14 protein-coding genes, 4 tRNA genes and 1 pseudogene are annotated in these 22,012 nt (G+C 41.4%); 3 read left to right on the top strand and 16 right to left on the bottom strand.

The genetic code is table 11. From position 1 onward, the window contains the following. Nucleotides 1-167: 167 nt before the first annotated feature. The 8 genes and pseudogenes from SWP_RS12585 to SWP_RS12620 form a co-directional block, all read right to left on the bottom strand. Nucleotides 168-740, bottom strand: coding sequence for a pilus assembly FimT family protein (locus SWP_RS12585; RefSeq protein WP_020912875.1), 573 nt, complete (start codon nucleotides 738-740; stop codon nucleotides 168-170). Nucleotides 741-912: 172 nt separating this feature from the next. After that, nucleotides 913-998 (bottom strand) — tRNA-Leu (locus SWP_RS12590). 82 nt (nucleotides 999-1,080) lie between these two features. Further along, nucleotides 1,081-1,154 (bottom strand) — tRNA-Cys (locus SWP_RS12595). A gap of 9 nt (nucleotides 1,155-1,163) precedes the next feature. Further along, nucleotides 1,164-1,239: transfer RNA gene (locus tag SWP_RS12600), tRNA-Gly, on the bottom strand. 152 nt (nucleotides 1,240-1,391) lie between these two features. Then, complete coding sequence (gene pgsA, locus SWP_RS12605; protein WP_044555900.1) at nucleotides 1,392-1,940, bottom strand: CDP-diacylglycerol--glycerol-3-phosphate 3-phosphatidyltransferase; 549 nt, start codon at nucleotides 1,938-1,940, stop codon at nucleotides 1,392-1,394. 47 nt (nucleotides 1,941-1,987) lie between these two features. Next, nucleotides 1,988-3,817, bottom strand: a complete 1,830-nt coding sequence (uvrC, locus tag SWP_RS12610; RefSeq protein ID WP_020912877.1) for an excinuclease ABC subunit UvrC — start codon at nucleotides 3,815-3,817, stop codon at nucleotides 1,988-1,990. Between the two features lie 33 nt (nucleotides 3,818-3,850). Then, nucleotides 3,851-4,495, bottom strand: a pseudogene (uvrY, locus tag SWP_RS12615) (UvrY/SirA/GacA family response regulator transcription factor). Nucleotides 4,496-4,694: 199 nt separating this feature from the next. Continuing rightward, nucleotides 4,695-4,785 (bottom strand) — tRNA-Ser (locus tag SWP_RS12620). Between the two features lie 231 nt (nucleotides 4,786-5,016). Here SWP_RS12620 and SWP_RS12625 point away from each other — a divergent pair. Both SWP_RS12625 and fabA read left to right on the top strand, forming a co-directional pair. Further along, the gene (locus SWP_RS12625; RefSeq protein ID WP_020912881.1) at nucleotides 5,017-6,720 is read left to right on the top strand and encodes a S16 family serine protease; all 1,704 of its coding nucleotides are present in this window, start codon (nucleotides 5,017-5,019) and stop codon (nucleotides 6,718-6,720) included. A 67-nt stretch (nucleotides 6,721-6,787) separates the two neighbouring features. Next, nucleotides 6,788-7,303 carry a bifunctional 3-hydroxydecanoyl-ACP dehydratase/trans-2-decenoyl-ACP isomerase gene (gene fabA, locus SWP_RS12630; RefSeq protein WP_020912882.1) on the top strand — a complete coding sequence of 172 codons (516 nt, stop codon included), beginning with the start codon at nucleotides 6,788-6,790 and terminating at the stop codon, nucleotides 7,301-7,303. 61 nt (nucleotides 7,304-7,364) lie between these two features. Here the strand turns inward: fabA and rmf are convergent, their stop codons facing one another. The 5 genes from rmf to rlmKL all read right to left on the bottom strand — a co-directional run bounded on the left by rmf (nucleotide 7,365) and on the right by rlmKL (nucleotide 13,917). Continuing rightward, nucleotides 7,365-7,541 (bottom strand): ribosome modulation factor, encoded by a 177-nt coding sequence (rmf, locus tag SWP_RS12635; RefSeq protein ID WP_012155190.1) that lies wholly within the window; start codon nucleotides 7,539-7,541, stop codon nucleotides 7,365-7,367. 192 nt (nucleotides 7,542-7,733) lie between these two features. Continuing rightward, nucleotides 7,734-9,614: a DUF3466 family protein gene (locus SWP_RS12640; protein ID WP_020912883.1), complete on the bottom strand. Its 1,881-nt coding sequence runs from the start codon at nucleotides 9,612-9,614 to the stop codon at nucleotides 7,734-7,736. A 29-nt stretch (nucleotides 9,615-9,643) separates the two neighbouring features. Next, nucleotides 9,644-11,554 carry an ABC transporter ATP-binding protein gene (locus SWP_RS12645; RefSeq protein ID WP_020912884.1) on the bottom strand — a complete coding sequence of 637 codons (1,911 nt, stop codon included), beginning with the start codon at nucleotides 11,552-11,554 and terminating at the stop codon, nucleotides 9,644-9,646. Nucleotide 11,555: 1 nt separating this feature from the next. Continuing rightward, nucleotides 11,556-11,792 carry a glutaredoxin family protein gene (locus SWP_RS12650; protein ID WP_020912885.1) on the bottom strand — a complete coding sequence of 79 codons (237 nt, stop codon included), beginning with the start codon at nucleotides 11,790-11,792 and terminating at the stop codon, nucleotides 11,556-11,558. Beyond that, entirely contained in the window at nucleotides 11,782-13,917 is a 2,136-nt protein-coding gene (rlmKL, locus tag SWP_RS12655; protein ID WP_020912886.1) for a bifunctional 23S rRNA (guanine(2069)-N(7))-methyltransferase RlmK/23S rRNA (guanine(2445)-N(2))-methyltransferase RlmL, read from the bottom strand. The genes SWP_RS12650 and rlmKL overlap by 11 nt, the downstream gene beginning before the upstream one ends. Nucleotides 13,918-14,333: 416 nt before the next feature. On the opposite strand from rlmKL, the gene SWP_RS12660 reads away from it, so the two are divergent. Beyond that, nucleotides 14,334-14,951 carry a peptidylprolyl isomerase gene (locus SWP_RS12660; protein WP_044555901.1) on the top strand — a complete coding sequence of 206 codons (618 nt, stop codon included), beginning with the start codon at nucleotides 14,334-14,336 and terminating at the stop codon, nucleotides 14,949-14,951. 362 nt (nucleotides 14,952-15,313) lie between these two features. Here the strand turns inward: SWP_RS12660 and SWP_RS12665 are convergent, their stop codons facing one another. The 3 genes from SWP_RS12665 to SWP_RS12675 form a co-directional block, all read right to left on the bottom strand. Continuing rightward, nucleotides 15,314-15,847: a cell division protein ZapC gene (locus SWP_RS12665; RefSeq protein WP_044555902.1), complete on the bottom strand. Its 534-nt coding sequence runs from the start codon at nucleotides 15,845-15,847 to the stop codon at nucleotides 15,314-15,316. 174 nt (nucleotides 15,848-16,021) lie between these two features. Beyond that, nucleotides 16,022-17,041, bottom strand: coding sequence for a quinone-dependent dihydroorotate dehydrogenase (pyrD, locus tag SWP_RS12670; RefSeq protein WP_020912890.1), 1,020 nt, complete (start codon nucleotides 17,039-17,041; stop codon nucleotides 16,022-16,024). A gap of 59 nt (nucleotides 17,042-17,100) precedes the next feature. Beyond that, on the bottom strand, nucleotides 17,101-21,945 hold the full coding sequence (locus tag SWP_RS12675; protein WP_020912891.1) for an NAD-glutamate dehydrogenase: 4,845 nt from the start codon (nucleotides 21,943-21,945) through the stop codon (nucleotides 17,101-17,103). Nucleotides 21,946-22,012 lie beyond the last annotated feature (67 nt).

Consider the following 22,012-nt stretch of genomic DNA (forward strand, 5'->3'; position numbering starts at 1 on the left):
CAAATAAGAAGACACCTCCTAAGTATGGCAAATAAATGTGCTTTGTATATGACACTCAACAGTATAAAACGACTATAGAAACTCGTTACTCGAGCTTAATATCGGCAAATCAGGCACCTCGGTGTTGTAAAATAACAGCGATTACCGTAATTCTTTTGAGAAGTGCTCTATTGAATACTCAAAACTGACCGAGAGATTGATGTCTCACCAGTAGCTGGGTAGTACTTTAGTTGCCAGTTCTCGGCCCCTTTACTTCTATCATCAGCAATATAATTGTAATAGCAGTGCGTATCCTTATTTGTCAGATCGCCACCGTAATACCAATAGACAATGTCATTATTGCCTTCAAAGGCTGCATTTGAGTGCATGGCTAACTTATATTCATTGTTATCAAGCAGACCTTCCCATAGCTGCTTACAATATGCTCCTTGAAGTTTTGTTCCATTTTCACTGTTAATTGTGTCAAGACCTAAAGGGTATCCGGTACTTGTAGAGTCGACATCCCCAGCACCATAACAAGCCAAATTGGTTTGATATCCTGCAGCACCCGATGCAGCCCAACAGCTATGGTAGAGGCTAACTGAAGAGCTAAAGCTACCAAAAACACTGTGGGCGACAGAATCATGGGCATCTTGCCCTAAACTCACAAATCTCGGCAAAGCCACTACTGCTAGCCCCCCTAACACTATAATCACTGTAACAAGTTCTATGAGGGTAAATCCCTTCGAAGTTGACTTCATCCTTAGACCTCTGAGTTAAATTTGGATGCAATATACATAGGTGATGTTCAGTTGTCACGAAATCAGTAGGTAATTGATTTAATTAAGCTAAGGCTTAATAATCACTTTATTTTAAAAACAAAAAAGCCCCAACTTTCGTTGAGGCTTAATGTAATTCTCTTGCGAGAATATTTGGTACCCGAGGCCGGACTTGAACCGGCACGCCTATTAAGCGAGGGATTTTAAATCCCTTGTGTCTACCGATTCCACCACTCGGGCAAACTCTTTGATTTTGATGATACGTGTTATCGGTAGAAACACTGTAGTTAATTACTTAACCACTCATCAAATTCTTAAACTGTGGAGGCGCGACCCGGAGTCGAACCGAGATCGACGGATTTGCAATCCGCAGCATAGCCATTCTGCCATCGCGCCATATTAAATTGGAGCGACATATCGGGTTCGAACCGATGACCTATACCTTGGCAAGGTATCGCTCTACCAACTGAGCTAATGTCGCATTTCAATTTAATCTGTAATCAAGTTCTTGCTTAGTTCGCTTCCCCTTGACTACGGAATGGCATTCTACCGATTTATGTCGAAGAGTCAACGCTATATTTGTAGATAAATAACTGCTTGCGCACTAATTAATCTTATCGGTTTTAAAACGAGCTACTCGGCGGTTAAATCACCCCATGCGGCTATTATGTAGCTCATCATTGACCAGAAAGTCAGTATCGCAGCGACATAAAACAAGCCAAATGCGCTATATATTATAAAATCGTTTGGTTGCCAGATTAAGCCAGTTATTGCAGTCATCTGTGCAGCGGTTTTATATTTTCCGATCCAAGAGACAGCTACCGCTCCGCGCTTACCTATTTCAGCCATCCACTCTCTTAATGCAGAAATGACTATCTCACGGCCTATCATAAATAATGCCGGTAAAGTCAACCAGACATTTTGGTATTGAGCGACGAGCAGTACTAATGCCGTCGTTACCATTATTTTATCCGCGACGGGATCAAGAAAGGCGCCAAAACGAGTTGATTGCTTGAGTTTTCGTGCAGCATAACCATCGAGAGCATCAGTTACTGCGGCTAACCAAAAGACAAAAGCTGCAGCGAAAAGTGCCCAACTGTCAGGCATGTAGAAAAGAACAACGAATACTGGTAACAGTAATAGTCTAAAAAGTGTTAACGCGATAGGAATGTTAAACGGCATCATAAAACCTAAAATTCAAAAGCAGCGCCAATCTTGCCTTAATTTTACTACCCTCGCAATGCATCATGTATTGTTTGTGCCATTTCTAGGCTGATCCCTGGTACTTTTACCAATTCTGTCACACTTGCGCTCTTCACTTCCTGTAATCCACCTAAATGTTGTAATAGCGCTTTTCTACGCTTTGGACCCACTCCCTCAATGGATTCAAGTGTAGAGGTGTTGCGGGTTTTCTGCCTTTTATTGCGGTGACCTGTAATTGCAAAGCGATGAGATTCGTCTCGTATCTGTTGAATAAGGTGTAATGCGCCCGAATCCGCAGGTAAAGTGAATGATTCTTCATTCTCACCGTAAATAAGGGTTTCAAGACCAGGTTTACGGCCCTCACCTTTTGCAACACCAATCAATGTTGGCGCATGATCTAATGCTACAAATTTTTCATCCACTACCTTTTGAGCAATACGTAGTTGGCCTATTCCGCCATCAATAAAGAGTATATCTGGTGTCTTACCGGCTTTAGCAACTTTATCAAATCGTCGACTTATAGCTTGCTTCATAGCGGCATAATCATCGCCAGGAGTAATGCCTTCAATATTATAACGCCGATAATCGGCTTTATTAGGACCTTCGCGATTAAATACAACACAGGACGAAACTGTACTCTCGCCCATTGTATGGCTAATATCGAAACACTCCATTCGCTGAATTTTATGACTGACTTCTATCGCCTCTTCTAATAATAAGAAACGTTGTTCAACAGTATTTCGATGTGCCAGCCTAGTATTAACTGCATTAGTGGCATTAGTGAGCGCTAAACGTAGAAATTGTGCTCGCTCGCCACGCACCTGACTCTTTATTTCAACTTTCCTCTGCTGTGCTGTATTGATCGCACCAGCCAGCTCAGCTTGTTCTTCAAAAGCATCGCTGACCAAAATCTCTTTAGGGGTCACTCTTTGGCTATCTGAGTTGAGATAGAATTGAAACATAAAAGCTCGTAAAACTTCAGATAATTCAGTATCAACGGGGACTTTAGGGTAATAGCTGCGACTACCGAATATTTTGCCTTCTCGAATAAACAATAAATGAAAACATGCCACGCCAGATGCAAAATGCGCCCCAATTACATCCATGTCTCCAGATGAGTGAGAGACTTCCTGCTGCTCTGCAACACGTCTTAAGGCTGTGATTTGATCACGATAACGCGCCGCTTGCTCATAATTTAATTCGACAGCAGCTTGCTCCATCTTTGCAACAAGTGCTTTGGTCACTTGCTGATCTTTGCCTTTCAGAAACAGCGACGCCAATGCAACCTGTTCTTGATAATCTTTTAGGGAAACGTTATCAACACATGGCGCACTACATCGACCAATTTGATACTGTAAGCACGGACGAGATCTCGCTTTATAATACAAGTCATCACATTGCCGAATTGGAAAGATTTTTTGCAGTAAATGTAAGCTTTCGCGAACTGCTCCGCCATTGGGGTACGGCCCGAAATATTGGCCTTTAGCTCTTTTCGGTCCACGATGGTAAGAAAGCCGCGGATGCTTATGATTACTTAATAGAATATAGGGGTAAGACTTATCATCCCTCAGCAGCACATTATACTTAGGCATGTACTGTTTTATGTAATCATTTTCGAGGATTAGCGCATCGGTTTCACTATGGGTAATCGTGACATCGATATTGGCAATTCTGGCGACTAAAGCCTGTGTTTTTACATTAGTGAGATTTTTACGAAAATAGGAAGATAAACGCTTTTTTAAATCTTTAGCCTTTCCTACGTAGATAACTATATTATCAACATCATACATACGGTATACACCGGGAGATGATGTTACCGTTTTCAAAAACTCGCTAGAATTGAACGTTTCACTCATACGGTGTTAGCTCACCTAATCGCTAATGTTGATTTAAAACTGACCAGTATCAAGCATCTTATACCTAATCGCTAGTCGAGTCAGTTCCACATCTCCGCCGATCCCTAACTTGGCGAATAGCCTATATCGGTAGCTATTCACTGTTTTAGGGCTAAGGTTCAATTGTTCAGAAATATCACTTACCTTCTAACCATTGGTGATCATTAGCATGATCTGCAGCTCTCGCTCTGACAAGGATTTAAATGGATTATCTTCAGACTGATTAAACTGACTTAAAGCCATTTGTTGCGCAATTTCAGGGGATAAATAGCGTTGACCATGTGCAACTTGACGAATAGCTTGTAACACTTCTGGAGAGGTTGCACCTTTGGTTAAGTAACCAGAAGCACCAGCTTGCATCACTTTCGTAGGAAATGGATCTTCAGTGTGTATAGTCAGCACGATTATTTTTGCATGAGCTTGAAACCTTAGAATTTTGCGGGTCGCTTCTAAGCCACCAATACCTGGCATATTCATATCCATCAAAATGACATCGGCTTCATTTTTACGGCACCATTGAACAGCCGTCTCACCGTCACCCGCTTCACCAACGACCTTTATTCCGCGTTCATCTTCTAGAATACGCCGAATACCAGTACGTACTAGCTCATGGTCATCGACTAAATATACTGAAATCAAAGCTGCCCTACCCTAAATTAAACCTGCTTGCTCTACACGTGTATCAAGCTATCTTATTCAGTCTAATTTAGCCCATAAAAGAAAATTTAGAAAGTTAAATCTTACTTAGAGCAATACTGGCAATATCCAATATTAGTCTAAATAACAATGACTTAATCAGAAAGCAAAAAGGCAGCCATTTAGGCTGCCTTCTTTAATGTGGCGGAGAGATAGGGATTTGAACCCTAGATGGGCTACAAACCCATGCCGGTTTTCAAGACCGGTGCATTCGACCACTCTGCCATCTCTCCTAACGAGGTAAATACTAGGCGTTTACATCCATGTTGTAAATACTAAATAGATGAAAACTTTGCTAACAGCAATCAAGTGGTGATCTTACAATCAAATTGATGATTGTTTACTCTCAGCAATCAACCCTATTGCTCTAAAAGCCGTCAGCTGGCCATCTATCACTGACATATTAAAGGCTAACCGCAATACTATGTTAATATCTCTCTAATTGAAAAACTTAACAGATATATATGAACTCAAATATTATTCCTGCTTCTGCACTCAAACCGCAGTTTACCCTAACGACAGCGGCCGCAGACAATAGTCCTTCAGAAGTCCGTTTAATTGGTCAATCTCGTGTTCGTGATGCTTTCAAATTATTGAGTAATACTCATGACCAACATATGTATTTAGCGGATTACTCGGGTTGTAATCGCAAAAATATTATCCGAGCCCTCGTCGAAACGGAAGGAGTTTTTGTCGATAAAAATCTGGTGTTAACTGGTAATGGTACGGCTTGGTGTGAGCAAAGTGACAAGCAACAGTTGCTCGCTGCTAAACAAACAACACATCAGTATCTTTCTGGCACGATTAAAAAACATGACCTGATCGGGCGATATGACGAGCGCACAAAACATTATAGAGCTGGCGCGCTTGCCAACTGCCATTATTTATTTATCTGTGCTGATTCCATTTGGAAAAGAGAAACGCTTTGGGAGCTACTGTTAGAAATACTTGATAAAAAGGAATATCAAGTACATTCCAGTCTCCCACCTATAGCACTAAACTGTAAGATTATACTTATTGGTTCGAGTAACCAATATGGTCATTGCTGGCTCGGTGAACCCATTTTTGCCAATTTATTCCCCTTATTAGGTGAATTGCTAAATGAGGTTGACCTCAATGAAGTGCCGTTGGCCCATTATAACCAATGGTTGGATTGTATTTTAGAGGACATTAGTTTAACCATTGATGATCCAGCAAGATTGGCATTACTGGAATACAGTGCAAGGCTTGCCGATCACCAACAACGCTTAAGCTTAATGTCAATTAATATTGAACAGTTGTTGGTCCAAGCAAGCACTTATTCTCAGCAAACACATATCGATGAAAAAGCATTTCGTCTCAGTATTGATATGTTTAATCAACGCCATAATGCCTCCGAAAAACTATCGGAGCAAAACTTCGATGACTTGTTTATCAACCTGCCAACACAAGATGAAATTATCGGCCAAATAAATGGCTTAACCGTCATTGAAAATGCCGAGTATAGTTATGGTGAACCCGCAAGAATAACCGCCTCAGTGCATTATGGAGATGGCGAAGTTGCTGATATTGAGCGTAAGTCTGAGCTTGGTGGTAACATTCATGCAAAGGGCATGATGATCCTGTCTTCGTGCCTATATCGTATATTTGGTAAAGATGCGCCATTACACCTCAATGCCAATATCGTATTTGAGCAGTCATACCAAGAGATCGACGGTGACAGCGCCTCTTTAGCAGAATACTGCAGCTTAATATCTGCTATATCTGAAAAGCCCATTAAGCAAAGTATCGCCGCTACCGGAGCAATTGACCAATTTGGTAATGTACAAGCCATTGGTGGAGTTAATGAAAAAATCGAAGGTTTTTTCAAATTATGTCAACGCCGTGGACTGACTGGTCATCAAGGCGTCATTATTCCCTGTTCTAATATGCAGCAGTTAAACTTGCACCAATCTGTTATTAATGCTGTTAACGAAGGGCAATTTACACTCTATCAAGTAAAGCACATCGATGAAGCGGCTGAGATATTAATGCAAACTCCCGCAGGAACTGCAGATCAAGACAATCAGTTCCCAAATGACTCCCTTTACGGCCTTGTACAAACAAGATTAGAAGGTTTAGCGGGATATCAAGAGGAAGAAAAGTCATTTTTTGTGAGGCTGCGAGAAAAACTGTCATTTTCTAGCTGATCGGAGTTGTTTAGCGTACACGTGTTCGCTAACCTTGGCGGTTCAAATTGCTGGAGAACCAAAAATAATGAGTAATGCTAACAGTTTTACAAAAGAAGACCTTGTTGCCTGCGGACTTGGCAACCTTTTCGGACCTAACTCTCCGAGATTACCGAAAGACAATATGTTAATGATCGACCGTGTACTTAAGATCAATGCAGATGGCGGTGAATTTGGTAAAGGTGAAATTGTTGCTGAACTCGATATCAATCCAGATCTTTGGTTTTTTGACTGCCACTTTGCAGCAGACCCTGTTATGCCAGGTTGCCTTGGCCTAGATGCTATGTGGCAACTTGTTGGCTTTTTCTTAGGTTGGGAAGGTGCTGAAGGAAAAGGACGCGCGCTTGGCGTTGGCGAAGTAAAATTTACTGGTCAAGTACTTCCAGAAGCTAAAAAGGTTACCTACAAGCTTACGATAAAGCGTAAAGTGTACCGTAAACTAGTTATGGGCATTGCTGATGCAACAATGGAAGTTGATGGCCGCGAAATCTATAGCGCTAAAGATCTAAAAGTTGGTATTTTTACAGATACCTCTAGCTTTTAAGCTTACAAAACATGACTAATGACAACGCCCTCTTAATAGAGGGCGTTTTTGTTATACTCGTTCATTTATTAAATAAACCGCTTAACCTACCATCAATACCTTCTCGCCAACCTCCAAGCCATTGTGACTTAGAGTCAAGTGTCGAATATGGACAAATCTCTTTAGAACGGCCCCCTATCCCAGCCTGAAAACCTTTCGAAAAAGCTCTATCTAATCGATCTCGTTTTTGTCTCTTCATGCAAGCGTCCTCTCTTCCATAATGGTAGAAGCTAATGCTTCATGACTATGAATAAAACTTTTTGCTCGAGAGATCAATCAAAAAAAACCGACATTTTACAGGTTAAATATTAAGCTATTGAGTTATGTCATAAAAATAAAAATAAAAAAAATCGAGGCAAATTGCCTCGATTTAGTCTACTCATCTAGTCAGCTACTTTCTTTTGCGTCGCAGCCAAACTAACGGCAACATTAACAACCATCCGAGGCTCGCTGCGCCCTTTCGCTCATAGTTACCGTTGTCTTCATTATCGTCAACACAATTATTGGCCGCTTTCCATTCATCTGTAGCGTCCTCACCCGTAGTTTGGATAACCATCATACGCGGTAAAAATGAAGTGACCGGATCGCCGTAGCCATTAAGTTCAAAAAATGGTAATCCGTTATCACCGATAATTAAATTACCGCTAGAATCGAATTGATACGAAGGCTTACGAATAAACGCTGTGCCCACAATCGTGCCACTATCACTAATACTGTTTGCTTCTACAATCTTGATTTCGCTCTCGTAAGTCAGTGTCTTTCCAGAACCATCTTCGACTGCAACTTTATTACGAACCCACTTGTCTGAATCATCCTTTACAAAACCTTTTGACTGACAAGTCAGTAGATCATTAAGATTCGAAAACTCATCTTCTGCGATGTTATACAAGAAGCCAGCTTTAGGTCTTGGCTTTTCCTTATCATGGGTAGTTTCGATATAGCCAACCACTTGCCCATTATTATTAATGCCTCTACCACGGCTTCCTAAGTCAGAAAGGTTGTTATAGAAATCATTAGGTGTGATGATTTCGGCGTTGGCATCACTCGTATCGATATAGAAGAACTTATCTCGGATATACCCTTCAATATATTTACTGTAACTACCAATCAAAATACCGCTGTCGTTAATATCGTAAGCGATAGATGAACGCACATCTTTAACCGTATCAACATCAACCCAGTTATATTGATAAGCACCTTCAGCATCTTGCTTCCAATAAGCAGCATCGAAATACAATCTGTCCTTATTGCCGTCACGATAAACATGCGAGCGACCAGCAACAACACCAGCGGCATTGATTCCAAGACCTTGTCCAGTATAAACGCCATCATTAGTCACTTCTAAGCCAAGAGGAAGCTCAAAGCTCTCTGTGACAGCGCCAGCTTCGTATTTCCAGACATAGCCACGAGTCTGATATTGAATGTCTCTAAAACCACTACTATTCGGGTACTGTCTATTTTGCACACAAATATCGGTAGGTGCAGTTTCACTATTATTCGAAACGCATGAGTCGATAATGTTAGCACTGTTTTTACTGATATCCGTACTGGCATAACCGGCAATCAGATTGTTGCTATTAACTGCTGTGCCACTTGAGAAGCCGCCAACGGTGACGGTCACGTCACCATCATCTTGCTCTGAAACATACTCAGTGTACGGTGGCGTCAAAGCGATTTCAGTATTGCTATCATCCTTAACGAAGCCACGTTGTTCATATTCGCGGTAGTACCAAAACTCTTGCGTTTCACTGCTACCAGAATAAGGAACTGTTTGTTCAACAGCCGTCATCGCACCGACTTTTACTTTTGCATCATTTATGCCGTAGTAAAAAGTATCGACTGAATTAACCGTATCCTCATCTTCAGGAAACGTTGGCGCTGTGGTGCCATTTACACTCTCAAAAGTCGGTAACCAAGGGGTTACAGGATCATTTTCGATTGAAGTGAAAGTGAAGTTATTAGCAATAATAGGTAGGTTTACTGAATAAGTAATTGTTTCAGCATCAGACACGCCATCTTCGATATCAATGACGCCATTATCATCTTCATCAACGTTTAGTTTCTTCTTACCTTTGGCAGCACCAACCGCTTCGTCGTTGTTGTTAACTGCCATACCATAACCGTTACGAGTATTGGCAATCGTACCGTTTAAGTTAAATGTCTCGGTATCGAGGTTTTTAATTTCATAAACAGGTGCAGCTTGTGCACCATGAAGGACACTTAATACACCAACGGCGACTAAGGATAGGGTCTTTTCCAACTTAAACTTCATGAATTACTTCCCATTTTTTATTTTTTAGCTTACTTCAATGACTCGAGCTCTTCCCATCGCTCAAAGTAACTCTCAAGTAGACCTTCCTTATCGGACAGAGCCTTTAGCTTTTCGTTAACTGTTTTTTGTTCCTGAGCATAAAAATCAGGATCACTAATAATACTTTGCAATGCTTCAATATCCTGCTCTAACTGTTCCATCAATGCAGGTAAAGACTCTAATTCTCTTTGTAGCTTAAACGATAACTTCTTCGCCGGTTTAGCTGCTACCGCCGGCTTTTTTTCAACAACTGGAGGTTGGACACTCTTTTGCTCCTGAGGTTCCTCAGAATAAAATTTAGCGCCTTGAGACACCGCATCTTGGTAGCCTCCAACATATTCACTCCAACCACCATTGCCAGTAAACCACCAACTACTGGTAACCGTATTGTCGATAAACGCTCTATCGTGGCTAACAAGTAGTAGAGTCCCCTTATAATCTGCGAGTAAAGACTCAAGCAGCTCTAGGGTTTCAATATCTAGATCGTTTGTTGGCTCATCGAGAATAATAAGATTTGCAGGACGAAGCAATAAGCGCGCTAGCAACAGACGGTTCTTTTCACCACCAGAAAGAGCTTTAACCGGTGTTCTAGCCCTTAAAGGTGAAAACAAAAAGTCTTGTAGATAACTCAATATATGACGGTCTTGGCCATTAATGGTAACGGTTTTCTTACCTTCGCCTACGTTATCTTCTACTGTTTTTTCAGGATCTAACGCTTCTCGGTACTGGTCGAAGTAAGCAATTTCAAGTTTAGTCCCCACTTTCACACTACCAGACTGCGCTTCAAGTTGACCGATAAGCAGCTTAACTAACGTTGATTTACCGCAACCATTAGGGCCTATCAATGCAATTCTGTCGCCACGCATGACTGTTGAACTGAAATTCTTAACCAAGTTTTTATCAGGCAGGTTATATTCAAGGTTCTCAATATCAAACACCAGCTTACCAGAGCGATCCGTATCAGCAACTGACATTTTAGCGCCGCCCTGACGATTTAGACGTGCCATGCGCTCTACGCGTAAATCTTTAAGAGCACGTACTCTGCCTTCGTTACGAGTACGACGAGCCTTAACGCCTTGACGGATCCATGCTTCTTCTTCGGCTAGCTTTTTATCAAAGTGAGCATTTTGCTCAGCTTCTACCCGTAACCATTCTGCTTTACCTGTTAAGTAAGCTTGGTAGCTTCCAGGCCAAGAGGTTGCAATACCACGATCCAAATCAACGATTCGGGTCGCCATTCTATCAATGAACCCTCTATCGTGACTGACAAATACAATTGCGCCACGGTAGCTGAGCAGGAATTGTTCTAGCCATTCAATAGTATCGATGTCGAGGTGGTTAGTCGGCTCATCGAGCAGCAGCAGATCAGGATCACTAACCAAAGATCGAGCTAAAGCCACTTTACGTTGCCAGCCACCCGATAACTCAGATAATGGTGCGTCAGCATCCAAACCAAGTAACTCACAGTTCTGGTTAATCCGATTATCGAGTTGCCATCCATTTAAATGATCGATATCGCCTTGTAGCCTTTCCATCTGCTTCAGCATACGCTCCATTTCATCTGGATTAGCGGTTGCCACGTCATGGGAAAGTTGGTGATAGCGCTCTAACTTTTCGCCTACTTCCTGTAAGCCTGCTGCGATATAAGCATAAACAGTTCCTTGTTCGGCTTTAGGTGGATCTTGTTGCAATCGGCTGACTTTAACATCGGTAGCAATATTAAACTCACCTTCATCAAGCAGAACATCACCGCTTAGTACTTTCATCAGGCTAGATTTACCTGCACCATTGCGACCTACTATACAAACCCGCTCACCAGGTTCAATGGTGAAATCTGCTTTTTGCAATAACGGGGTATAACCATAGGCTAAAGAGCCGTTATTAATACGTACTAAACTCAACTTACGCTCCTAAAAATTCTTGTAATGCTTTGAGGTCAAATGGCCAGCCCAGCTCGCGATTATCTGTTGTTTTTACCACTGGGATCCGTGTCGCGTAACTTTCAGCTAATAACTCGCTTTCACAAATATCTTCAGCAACAAAAACGACTTGTGCTTGTTGTAACAACTCCGCAGCGAGTTCACACAGATGACATGCATCTGTGTGATATAAAATAACAGCGTTAACTTTACTCGGCATGAGTGATAAGCCAAGTGTTATGGATTTGCGGGTTACGCTTATAATCCAATGGTAATGTTTGGTTATCGATATTCTTAATCGACAGGCCAGCAGCTTCTAATTGCTCAATTTCCATCTTAAATTTACGCTTGTTGTTTGAGAAAATAATTTCTCCGCCTGGATTAAGCAGTTTTATCAAGTTACTCAATAGAGGCACATGATCGCGCAACACGTCGAAAGAATCTTCCATACGCTTTGAATTTGAGAAGGTTGGCGGATCGATAAAGATAAGATCGAACCTATCATGGGTGCGCTTTATCCACTGTAAACAGTTTGCTTGAACAAATTGATATTTATCATCGTTTAAACCATTAAGCGCAAAGTTTTCTTTCGCCCAATTGATGTAGGTATTCGACATATCAACCGTCGTAACCGACGTGGCCCCGCCGAGTGCTGCATGTACCGACGCAGTACCGGTATAAGCAAATAGGTTACACACACTGCGCCCTTTAGACTTTTCACCTACCATTTTGCGGGTTAAGCGATGATCTAAAAACAACCCCGTATCCAAATATTCTTTAAGGTTTAGCTTAAATTTGGCACCATACTCAGTCGTAATAAGTTCAAGCTTATTAGCTTGCATCTTTTCATACTGTGAAATGCCCTTTTTACGCTCTCGGGTCTTCAACACAATATTATTAGGATCGATTCCTATTGCATGTGGCAGTGCAATCAACACATCCGTTAAACGGCGTTTTGACACCGACTCAGGGATCTCTGCAGGTGCGGCATATTCATAAACAACAACGTGATCAAGATATTTATCAATGGCTACATTATAATCAGGCAAGTCGGCATCATAGAGACGGTAACTATCGATTCCCTCTTTCTTAGCCCATTTTTGTAACTGTTTAAAGTTCTTCTTAATACGGTTAGCAAAAGGCACCGCAATGTCACTCACATCGCCATCGACCTTAATATTTGCAGGGTCTACGCGACGAGTGTTTTCAGCATGAACTGTATAAAGATTGAATGCACATTCAAGTGCACCATTATTCATCTTCATCTGTTTATCAGCTTTTAGCTTTAATGCTGACAATAGTTCTGAATCGCTATTTAAAATCGCTAAGTTCCAGCCACCGAACTCTGCTTTGAACTTATCACCTAGCTGATAATAAAGTTGCAGTAACGAGGTCATGTTACCTAAACGTTCACCATAAGGGGGATTCGAAATCAAATAGCCAGTCGGTGCTGGTACGCTTATATTAAGCGCGTTACTGACATTAAAATCAATAAACTCAAGCACGCCTGCGTTTTCAGCATTACGTTTTGCTAGTGCTACCAATCTTGAATCAATGTCAGACCCATAGAATTTGATTTCACATCGGGTTTTTCCAATCGATGCTCTAGCATGAGCTTCGTTTAATAATTCCTGCCAAACCTTATCGTTATGAGGTAACCACTTTTCAAAACCAAACCGTTCACGGTGAATACCAGGTGCAATGTCACAAGCCAACATAGCCGCTTCAATAAGTATGGTTCCGCTACCACAAAAAGGGTCTAGTAAGGTGACAGGAGACTTCTTCCAACCACTACGTACCAGCATATTTGCTGCTAAGTTTTCTTTTAGCGGTGCTTCACCCGTTGTACTACGATAACCACGCTTGTGTAGCGCTGGACCAGAAAAGTTAATCCCAATGGTTATTTCGCCGCGGCGGTAATGGGCATCAATTTTATAATCAGCATCGATTTTTGCAACGTTCGGACGAGAAAAGTCATCATCACGAAAGCGATCGACTATTGCATCTTTAATTTTCAATGCACCAAATTGGGTGTTGTTAATGAAGCCACCCATGCCATGAAAATCGACACTAAAAGTACTGCGGTTAGAAAACTGCATCTGCCAGTCAATACCGTAAGCGGCGTTATAAAGCTGCTCTGGTGACTCACAAGGACCTTTATGGATCACTAAAATGATTCTGCTGGCTAGTCGCGACCAAAGGGTGATCCGATAACCAAGTTCTAGAGAAGCAGTAAAATAAACTCCCGCTACACTTTCTTTGATATCTGAAGCGCCAAGCTCCGCTAATTCAAGCGATAACGCGTATTCGTAGCCCCGAGGAGCTGCAGCAAAAAAATTTAACATCGATAGATAGACACTGAATAAAAATTAGTTGGTTATTATACCCGTAAGCGCCAACAAATGATAAAAAGATATTGCCTAATAGCTGATAATTTCCTTTCTCTGTTAGAAAATCATTCCAATTTGCTTATTTTGCCCCCAAATCGACGAATGGACATCGGATATTTGCAGCAAACCATTCAGCTATACAAGCAGAAATAGTCGACAATTCTTGACATGATAACGTCCATTCTCGACATACGATTGTAAAAATTGAACTGCGACATTTTGTAACTTTGGCAAGTGAGCTATTGCGAGCCAACCCACAACATGTAAACTCAGCGCAACAAACACCCTACAAGTAAAAAACAAAGACCACACATTTACTGGATAATGTGCCAACTTTAAATGTTGGTTACAAATAATATAAAGGTTTAAATATGAAGAAGTTGTTGCCTCTATTAACTTGTCTGTCTATCGCTGCGTGCGGATCTGATAGCGCTGATTCGCCAACACCACCGACTCCTCCTGTCGAAGCTCCAGAGCTAAAAGCCGATATCTGTTATTTGATCGTAACCACTAAAGGGGACATGACGCTTGCAATAGATTTAACCAATGTTCCTGTCACTGGGCAGAATTTTAAAACTTATGCCGATAGTGGTTTTTATCAAGAGACACTCTTTCATCGCACTATCAGCAACTTTATGGTTCAAGGTGGAGGCTTAACGACAGGGCTAGTATCAAAGCCTGGAAATGATCCAATCATTAATGAAGCCAGTGTCGGTATAAGTAACTCACGCGGTACTATAGCAATGGCACGAACTAATGATCCAAATTCCGCTACTTCGCAATTTTTTATTAATGTATTAGATAATCCGCAATTGGACGCTAGCGCTTCTAATGATGGTTATGCTGTATTTGGCCAAGTCGTTGCAGGAATGGATATCGCCGACCAAATTAGTATTGTCGCAACCCATACAACGGGTGGTCGTCAAAATGTTCCTGTAGACGAGATTGTTATTAATTCACTCACTGAAATTAGCTGTCCAGTGAACTAATACCAATTGCATTAAAAGTTTGACCATTCAGCGGGAATTCAAAACGCTGTAGGCAAGTAGCGGGGTTTGAGCTAATAGTTATTCTATATCCAAACCCCATAGCGAAGTAAACAGCGTTTCGAAACCCGCACTACGTGAGCCCCTCAGTCTTTCCACTTCTGCTTTGCATTGGCTTAAAAGGGAATAACCATTTCTTTACCGATGCGCTTTGAATTGAAAAGACTGAGGGGTTCTGAACTGGCCAAATACTTAATGCAATTGGTATAAATATATTCATAAAAATCGCGAAATAAAAACGGGAGCAGTTAAATATCTGCTCCCGTTTTTATTTCGTCTTTATATCATTTGTTCAAAAATTAAACTTAAGCAACATTAACTTTCCTTTCTACTGTTAATGGTGCTAAACGATTATGCATCACTTTAATCGTTTCAAACTGAGCTAGCTTTTTAGTCTCAGTTAATCGGCATTCTTGGGATAAAATCATAACAAGTGATGCTTGTAAGCCTGACTCGATGACCATAGCTGATACACTATGCTCAGTCGTTCTTAGCTGAAAAATCTTGCCAATATCGCTGTATACACACTCATGAGACACATCGAAAAACCATGACTTTGGCATCTGTGGCTTTAATAAAAAGTGCGCGGCAGTTGCGTTTAACGCTATTTGCACAATGAGGGCATCGTTGAGGGAAAGTGTCTTTTGTAAACGATCAACCAAAGCAATATAGAACTTAGCGTGTTCAACACTAAATTCAGTTGTTATTTTGGCATCTGGTATTAGGGACTTTAATTTAAAAGGTGATAGAAATTCCATATCACTTCCTAACGAAACAGTTAATACACCATGTGTTTCATTATATCCCCATTGCCAATCCCTTTTTGGCATTAATAACATATCGTTTACCTTTATTAAGATACAAATGGATAATAGATGATAATTTCATCAATATCAAAATAAATTTAAAACGTTTTTTCAGATCCTATAAAATAAAAAACGATCATCTCGATCCAATATTAGATCTTAATGATCGTTTTATGATCTATATTATTAAATAAGATCGCTTTGTCTTTATTTTATACGATAAGCTTCAATAATATCTTTAATTAGCTGTGGCCCTTGATAAATAAAACCAGAGTAAATTTGAACCATTTGAGCGCCAGCATCAATTTTATCAAGTGCATCTGCAGCAGTGTTAATTCCGCCAACACCGATTATTGGTATTTGACCTTTAAGGCAGTCTGCAAGTTGTTTTATCACAATTGTTGACAATGAATTCAATGGCTTACCACTCAACCCGCCAGCTTCATTTGCATTGAGTAAACCACTAACACCATCGCGAGTCAAAGTCGTATTAGTGGCAATCGCTGCATCAAACTCATTACGAATAAGTGAATCTGCAATCTTTTCAATCTCTTCACTTGAAAGATCTGGTGCAATCTTTAACGCGATGGGTACGTATTTACCATGCTTTTCAGTAAGATCTTTTTGTTTTTGCTTTAGTGATCCTAAAAGATCATCAAGCAGATCACCGTACTGTAGCGATCGTAAACCCGGCGTATTAGGAGATGAAATATTGACTGCTATGTATGCAGCATATTGATAGACCTTGTCCATACAGATTAAGTAATCATCTTTACCAAGCTCTACTGGCGTGTCTTTGTTCTTACCAATATTGACGCCAACCATAGCATCAGATTTAACAGCTTTAAGATTTTCAACTAGGCTATCTACGCCTTTATTGTTGAACCCCATACGGTTGATAATCGCTTTAGCAGGCTTCAGCCTAAACAACCTTGGTTGTTCGTTGCCTGGTTGTGGACGCGGAGTAACAGTACCAACTTCGACGTGGCCAAAACCCATCGCATGAAAAGCATCAATACATTCACCGTCTTTATCCATACCAGCAGCTAAACCGACAGGGTTTGGAAAAGTCAGTCCCATCATTGTAACTGGGGCTGGTTTAATTTTTTGTGCATAAAAGCAGTTTAGTGGTGAATTACCAGTAGACTTTAAACTGCCGATAGCAAAATTATGCGCCAGTTCTGGATCCATCTGAAACATGAACTTTTGTGCGATTTTATAAAACATGTTTTCTCCTAGACCGAAAAAAGCCCCGGCAATTGCCAGGGCTTCTGATTTAAATCAGATTACTTTTGACCTTCGCAGTGAAGGATCAAAAGGTTAAGTTCACGTAGGGCAACTGAGAACTTTGCAAACTCATGGCTTTGCGAAGTCTTGAAATCAGCCAGCATATGGAACCAACGCTCCAACAAGCTTTGATTTGATTCAATCCATTCCGATATGATTTTGTTAGCATCACAACTTTCAGTACATGTTCTTAATACCACAGAACTGAGTGAACGCTGCTGCCAATCAAGCTCTTCTCTAAACGCCGCTCTTGCCAGTGCTTGCCAATGGTTTGATACTGGCTGCGCACTTATCTGCTCAAGGAACCAATGCAAGTCAACACTTGCACCTAACTTAAAGTAAGTCTCTGCAACTAACGGCACAGGCTTCGCTTCAAGATCACAGATTTGTGCAATATCTAACGCAGAGAACAACGTGCTCACATTAGCAACAACCATTGCTACATCTTCAGGCACACCTTCTTTAATCAGTGCATCTGATTCAGCTCGGATACCAGCTACTTCATCGTTATCCATATACTGATGAACGTTCGCCTTAAGTTCATCAAAGACTGGAGTAAAGAACTCAATAGTCTGTTCAATATTAAGATTACGATTGCGATGGCGCAAGAACCAGCGACTAGCACGACGAATATTACGTCGTAGTTGATGCAACATCTCACACTGCACTACTGCTGGAATAATACCGTTAAGATCGGTAATCGATTTAGTTAAATCAGCTAAACCAAATACTTCGCGAGCCATAGTATAACAAATAGCAGCTTCCGCAACTGAGGCACCTGTCTCATCTTGCATACGCTGCACAAAATTAAGTCCCATATCATTTACCAGTTCATTGGCTAATGAGGTGGCAATAATTTCACCGCGTAGAGGGTGAGCAACCATGTTTGCGATGTACTTCTCTTGCAGTTGCTTAGGGAAATACTGAACAAGTAGCTGACTCAAAAAGCTATCTTCAGTTATTTCTGACGTCAGTAGCTGCTCTTTTAAAATCATCTTAGCGTAAGCGACGAGTACAGAAAGCTCAGGTCGAGTTAATGATTTACCATTCACTAAACGGTCAGCAAGTTCATCTTCATTTGGCAAGAATTCGAGCGCTCTATCGAGTTTACCCTCTTTCTCAAGGTAATGAATAAAACGAATTTGCTCTTTTAGTTGCTCTGCACCGCGAACTTGAGTGACTGAAATCGTACGCGTTTGGTCTTTACAATCTTGTAGCACGATACGGCTGACTTCATCCGTCATCTCTTCGAGTAAACGGTTACGTTGTTTTATAGTCATTTCACCGTCTGCCACTAAGGCGTTAAGCAAAATCTTAATATTAACTTCGTTATCTGAACAATCAACGCCGCCAACGTTATCAACGAAGTCGGTATTCATTCGGCCGCCATTGGCGCAGTATTCGATACGCCCTAACTGAGTACAGCCTAAGTTGCCGCCTTCACCGATAATTTTAGCTTTAACTTCATCGCCATTGACTCGGATTGAGTCATTGGCTCTGTCGCCTACTTCAGTATGTGATTCGCTAGTCGCCTTAACATAAGTGCCGATGCCACCATTCCAGATCAAGTCGACCTGCATCTTAAGCAACTCTTTCAAAAGTTCTAGTGGCGGCATTGACGTCTTTTGGGTACCCAGCATTTTCTTCATCTCTGCAGACAAAGGAATTGATTTAGCTGAGCGAAGGAAGATCCCGCCGCCTTTAGATATCAATTCTTTATTGTAGTCTTCCCAGCTAGAACGTGGCAGTGCAAATAGGCGTTCACGCTCAACATAGCTAGTTGCCGCATCGGGATTAGGATCGATGAAGATATGCATATGGTTAAACGCAGCGACTAAGCGTGTATGTTTAGATAACAGCATACCGTTACCAAACACATCACCCGCCATATCGCCAACCGCTAAACAGGTGAAATCAGTTGTTTGACAGTTAACGCCCATCTCGCGGAAATGACGTTTAACCGACTCCCATGCTCCGCGCGCGGTAATCCCCATCTTCTTGTGGTCATAACCGTTACTACCACCTGATGCGAAAGCATCACCTAGCCAGAAGTTATACTCTTCTGCGATTGCGTTAGCAATGTCTGAGAATGTCGCAGTGCCCTTATCGGCCGCAACAACTAGGTAAGCATCATCTTCATCGTGTCTTACCACATTATCTGGAGCAACAACTTCGCCATTGATAATGTTATCGCTAATGTCTAAAAGACCACGAATAAACAGGCGGTAACACTCTTGTCCTTCAGCAAAGAAAGCTTCACGGCCTCCCTCTGTCGGCAACTGCTTACAAACAAAACCGCCTTTTGCACCAACTGGAACAATTACTGTGTTTTTAACTTGCTGCGCTTTCACTAACCCGAGAACTTCAGTTCGGAAATCTTCTCGTCTGTCAGACCAACGTAAGCCACCACGAGCGACTTTTCCGCCACGAAGATGCACACCTTCAACACGCGGTGAGTAAACAAAAATTTCGTACTTAGGTAAAGGCTTTGGCATCTCAGGGATCAATTCAGGCTCAAATTTGAACGAGATATATGATTTAGATTCGCCAGAGGCAGCAACTTGGTAGAAATTGGTACGGTTGGTCGCGTTGATCAAATCGAGGTAACGACGAATAATTCGATCGTCATCCAAGCTTGATACATCTTCCAATCGAATATCAATTTGCTCGATAAATTTGTTCAATGTACGTGTTTTCAACTTAGGATTGAATTTACGTATGTACATTTTAACGAGCAGATCGGCTATCTGTGGATAACTTGAAAAAGTCTCTTCGATGTATGCTTGGCTAAATGTTGAGTCAATTTGACGCATATATTTAGCGTAAGCACGTAAAACTGATACTTCACGACCTGTTAGACCCGTTGACAGCACCAAACGGTTAAAACCATCATCTTCTAATTCTTTCTTCCAAACTTGAGATAAGGCAGTTTGGAAACGTTCTTGACTATCGGCTAAATCATCCGTTGCAACACCTTGTGTTGTCATCAAGAAATCTAGGATCCAATAGGTATGGCCGTCAGCTGTTATCACTTCATAAGGACGTTCATTAATAACGCGCAAACCGAAGTTTTCTAGCATAGGCAAGACGTCAGACAGGTGAATTGGCTCGTCTTTATGGAATAATTTTAAGCGAACTTTGCTATTTTTCAGCGCAGTTTCTTGTGGCTGATAGAACAACATTCCAAGTTTATGGTCATCATCCAGTGCTTCAAGGTGCTGCACATCAACAACGGAGGAGCTTGGTAATACATCTTCTTTATAGCTGCGAGGGAATGCGTTCACGTAACGCTTAACAAGACTTGTTCCGACTTCTTCACCTTGGGTGCTAATTAATGCACTGCCTAGCTTATCTTCCCAAGAACGCGCAGCTTCAGTTAAATTATTCTCTATCGCGGCCACATCGACATCCATATTATTGTTATCAACTTTGATAATGTAGTGAGTTCTAGCCAGAGTAGACTCAGAGAAATATGTTGTAAACTCAACATCTTCACTACTATTAAAGTGCTGTGCCAGAATTCTTTGGGTATCTTCACGCAGCTTAGTGTTATAACGATCTTTCGATACATACACTAAGCAAGACAAGAATCGACCAAAACCGTCTTTTCTAACAAACAATTTAAGTTTGTCACGGTCTTGCATCTCAAGTACGCCGTGAGCGATACGAGCAAGTTCTTCAACATTAGCTTGGATTAACTCATCCCGTGGCAGCGTCTCAAGAATATGCATTAATGCTTTATAATCATGAGATCGTGGCGTTAGGCCAGAGTTATCAAGCACGCGCTGAACCTTCTGAGACAGTAGTGGGATCTCGCGCGGACTGCGGTTATAAAGGTTAGATGCATACAATCCAATAAAGCGATCTTCACCGACTACATTACCTTCATCATCAAAACGCTTAACACCAATATAATCTACGTATGCAGGACGGTGGACTCGGCTCTTTTCACTGCTTTTAGTTAATACTAACAAACTAGTATCTAGTGCTTCTTTACGGGCACTTTCTGAAAAATCAGATAACATCAAGCCAGTTTCAGTCTTTGCTTTTGCTGACTTGGTCATTAAGCCGAGGCTTGTAGTTTTATCTGCAACAAGTTCTAAATCACCTTCCACTTTACGTAAATCGTAACGTCTGTAACCTAATAAGGTAAAGTGGTGGTTATTGAGATATTGGAGAAAATTAGTGGCTTCGCTAAGCTCTTCTTTTGTACCTGGATATGGTCTGGTCGCTAGCTCAGAAATCGTCTCACCAAGCTTTGCTGACATTGCATCCCAGTCTTGCACTGACGCGGCGACATCAGCGATGATTGACTCAATCTCTTTAGTAAATGCTTTAATGTCGGTGTCGCTACTTTGACGGTCGATTTCAATTAAGAAGACGGCAACCTTGTCGACACCCTCTTTGTCTTCTGCACTATAACTGACATGTGTTACCGAGCCATTTTCACGCTCAATCGCCATTGGCGTATGCAACATCATGTGCGCCGTGATCCCTAATCGATTAATTGCCATCCCGACAGAATCAACTAAGAAAGGCATATCCGGCTGGATAATTTCGATGATGGAATGGCTAGACTCCCAACCATGCTTGGATTGGCTTGGGTTAAACACACGTATGTGGCCTTCGCCGACGGAAGTTTTGTTTAGGGCGTTCCACTGACTCAAAACAGCGCCATAAAGGTCACTGTCATTACGGGCATTGAGGTCGTCTTTCGACATATGCGCGTATAGGCAAGTAGCAAACTGTTCTACTTGTTTTGCTTGTGAATTCGGAACTTTAGAGTGAATAAGGTTGACTACATTTTCTAGTAGTACTGAAGGCATTGCATCTTTCAAGGCCATGTTGCTGTTTCCTTAGGGGGCTATGGCAGCGCTTTTAATTTTTATGGATGCTTCAAAATCTGACCTG

The organism is Shewanella piezotolerans WP3 (assembly GCF_000014885.1).
GTDB classification, from domain to species: Bacteria; Pseudomonadota; Gammaproteobacteria; order Enterobacterales; family Shewanellaceae; genus Shewanella; species Shewanella piezotolerans.

Coding starts and splice junctions, on each gene's coding strand:
- SWP_RS12585 (WP_020912875.1), bottom strand. CDS start 740: ATGAAGTCAACTTCGAAGGGATTTACCCTCATAGAACTTGTTACAGTG.
- pgsA (WP_044555900.1), bottom strand. CDS start 1,940: ATGCCGTTTAACATTCCTATCGCGTTAACACTTTTTAGACTATTACTG.
- uvrC (WP_020912877.1), bottom strand. CDS start 3,817: ATGAGTGAAACGTTCAATTCTAGCGAGTTTTTGAAAACGGTAACATCA.
- SWP_RS12625 (WP_020912881.1), top strand. CDS start 5,017: ATGAACTCAAATATTATTCCTGCTTCTGCACTCAAACCGCAGTTTACC.
- fabA (WP_020912882.1), top strand. CDS start 6,788: ATGAGTAATGCTAACAGTTTTACAAAAGAAGACCTTGTTGCCTGCGGA.
- rmf (WP_012155190.1), bottom strand. CDS start 7,541: ATGAAGAGACAAAAACGAGATCGATTAGATAGAGCTTTTTCGAAAGGT.
- SWP_RS12640 (WP_020912883.1), bottom strand. CDS start 9,614: ATGAAGTTTAAGTTGGAAAAGACCCTATCCTTAGTCGCCGTTGGTGTA.
- SWP_RS12650 (WP_020912885.1), bottom strand. CDS start 11,792: ATGCCGAGTAAAGTTAACGCTGTTATTTTATATCACACAGATGCATGT.
- rlmKL (WP_020912886.1), bottom strand. CDS start 13,917: ATGTTAAATTTTTTTGCTGCAGCTCCTCGGGGCTACGAATACGCGTTA.
- SWP_RS12660 (WP_044555901.1), top strand. CDS start 14,334: ATGAAGAAGTTGTTGCCTCTATTAACTTGTCTGTCTATCGCTGCGTGC.
- SWP_RS12665 (WP_044555902.1), bottom strand. CDS start 15,847: ATGTTATTAATGCCAAAAAGGGATTGGCAATGGGGATATAATGAAACA.
- pyrD (WP_020912890.1), bottom strand. CDS start 17,041: ATGTTTTATAAAATCGCACAAAAGTTCATGTTTCAGATGGATCCAGAA.
- SWP_RS12675 (WP_020912891.1), bottom strand. CDS start 21,945: ATGGCCTTGAAAGATGCAATGCCTTCAGTACTACTAGAAAATGTAGTC.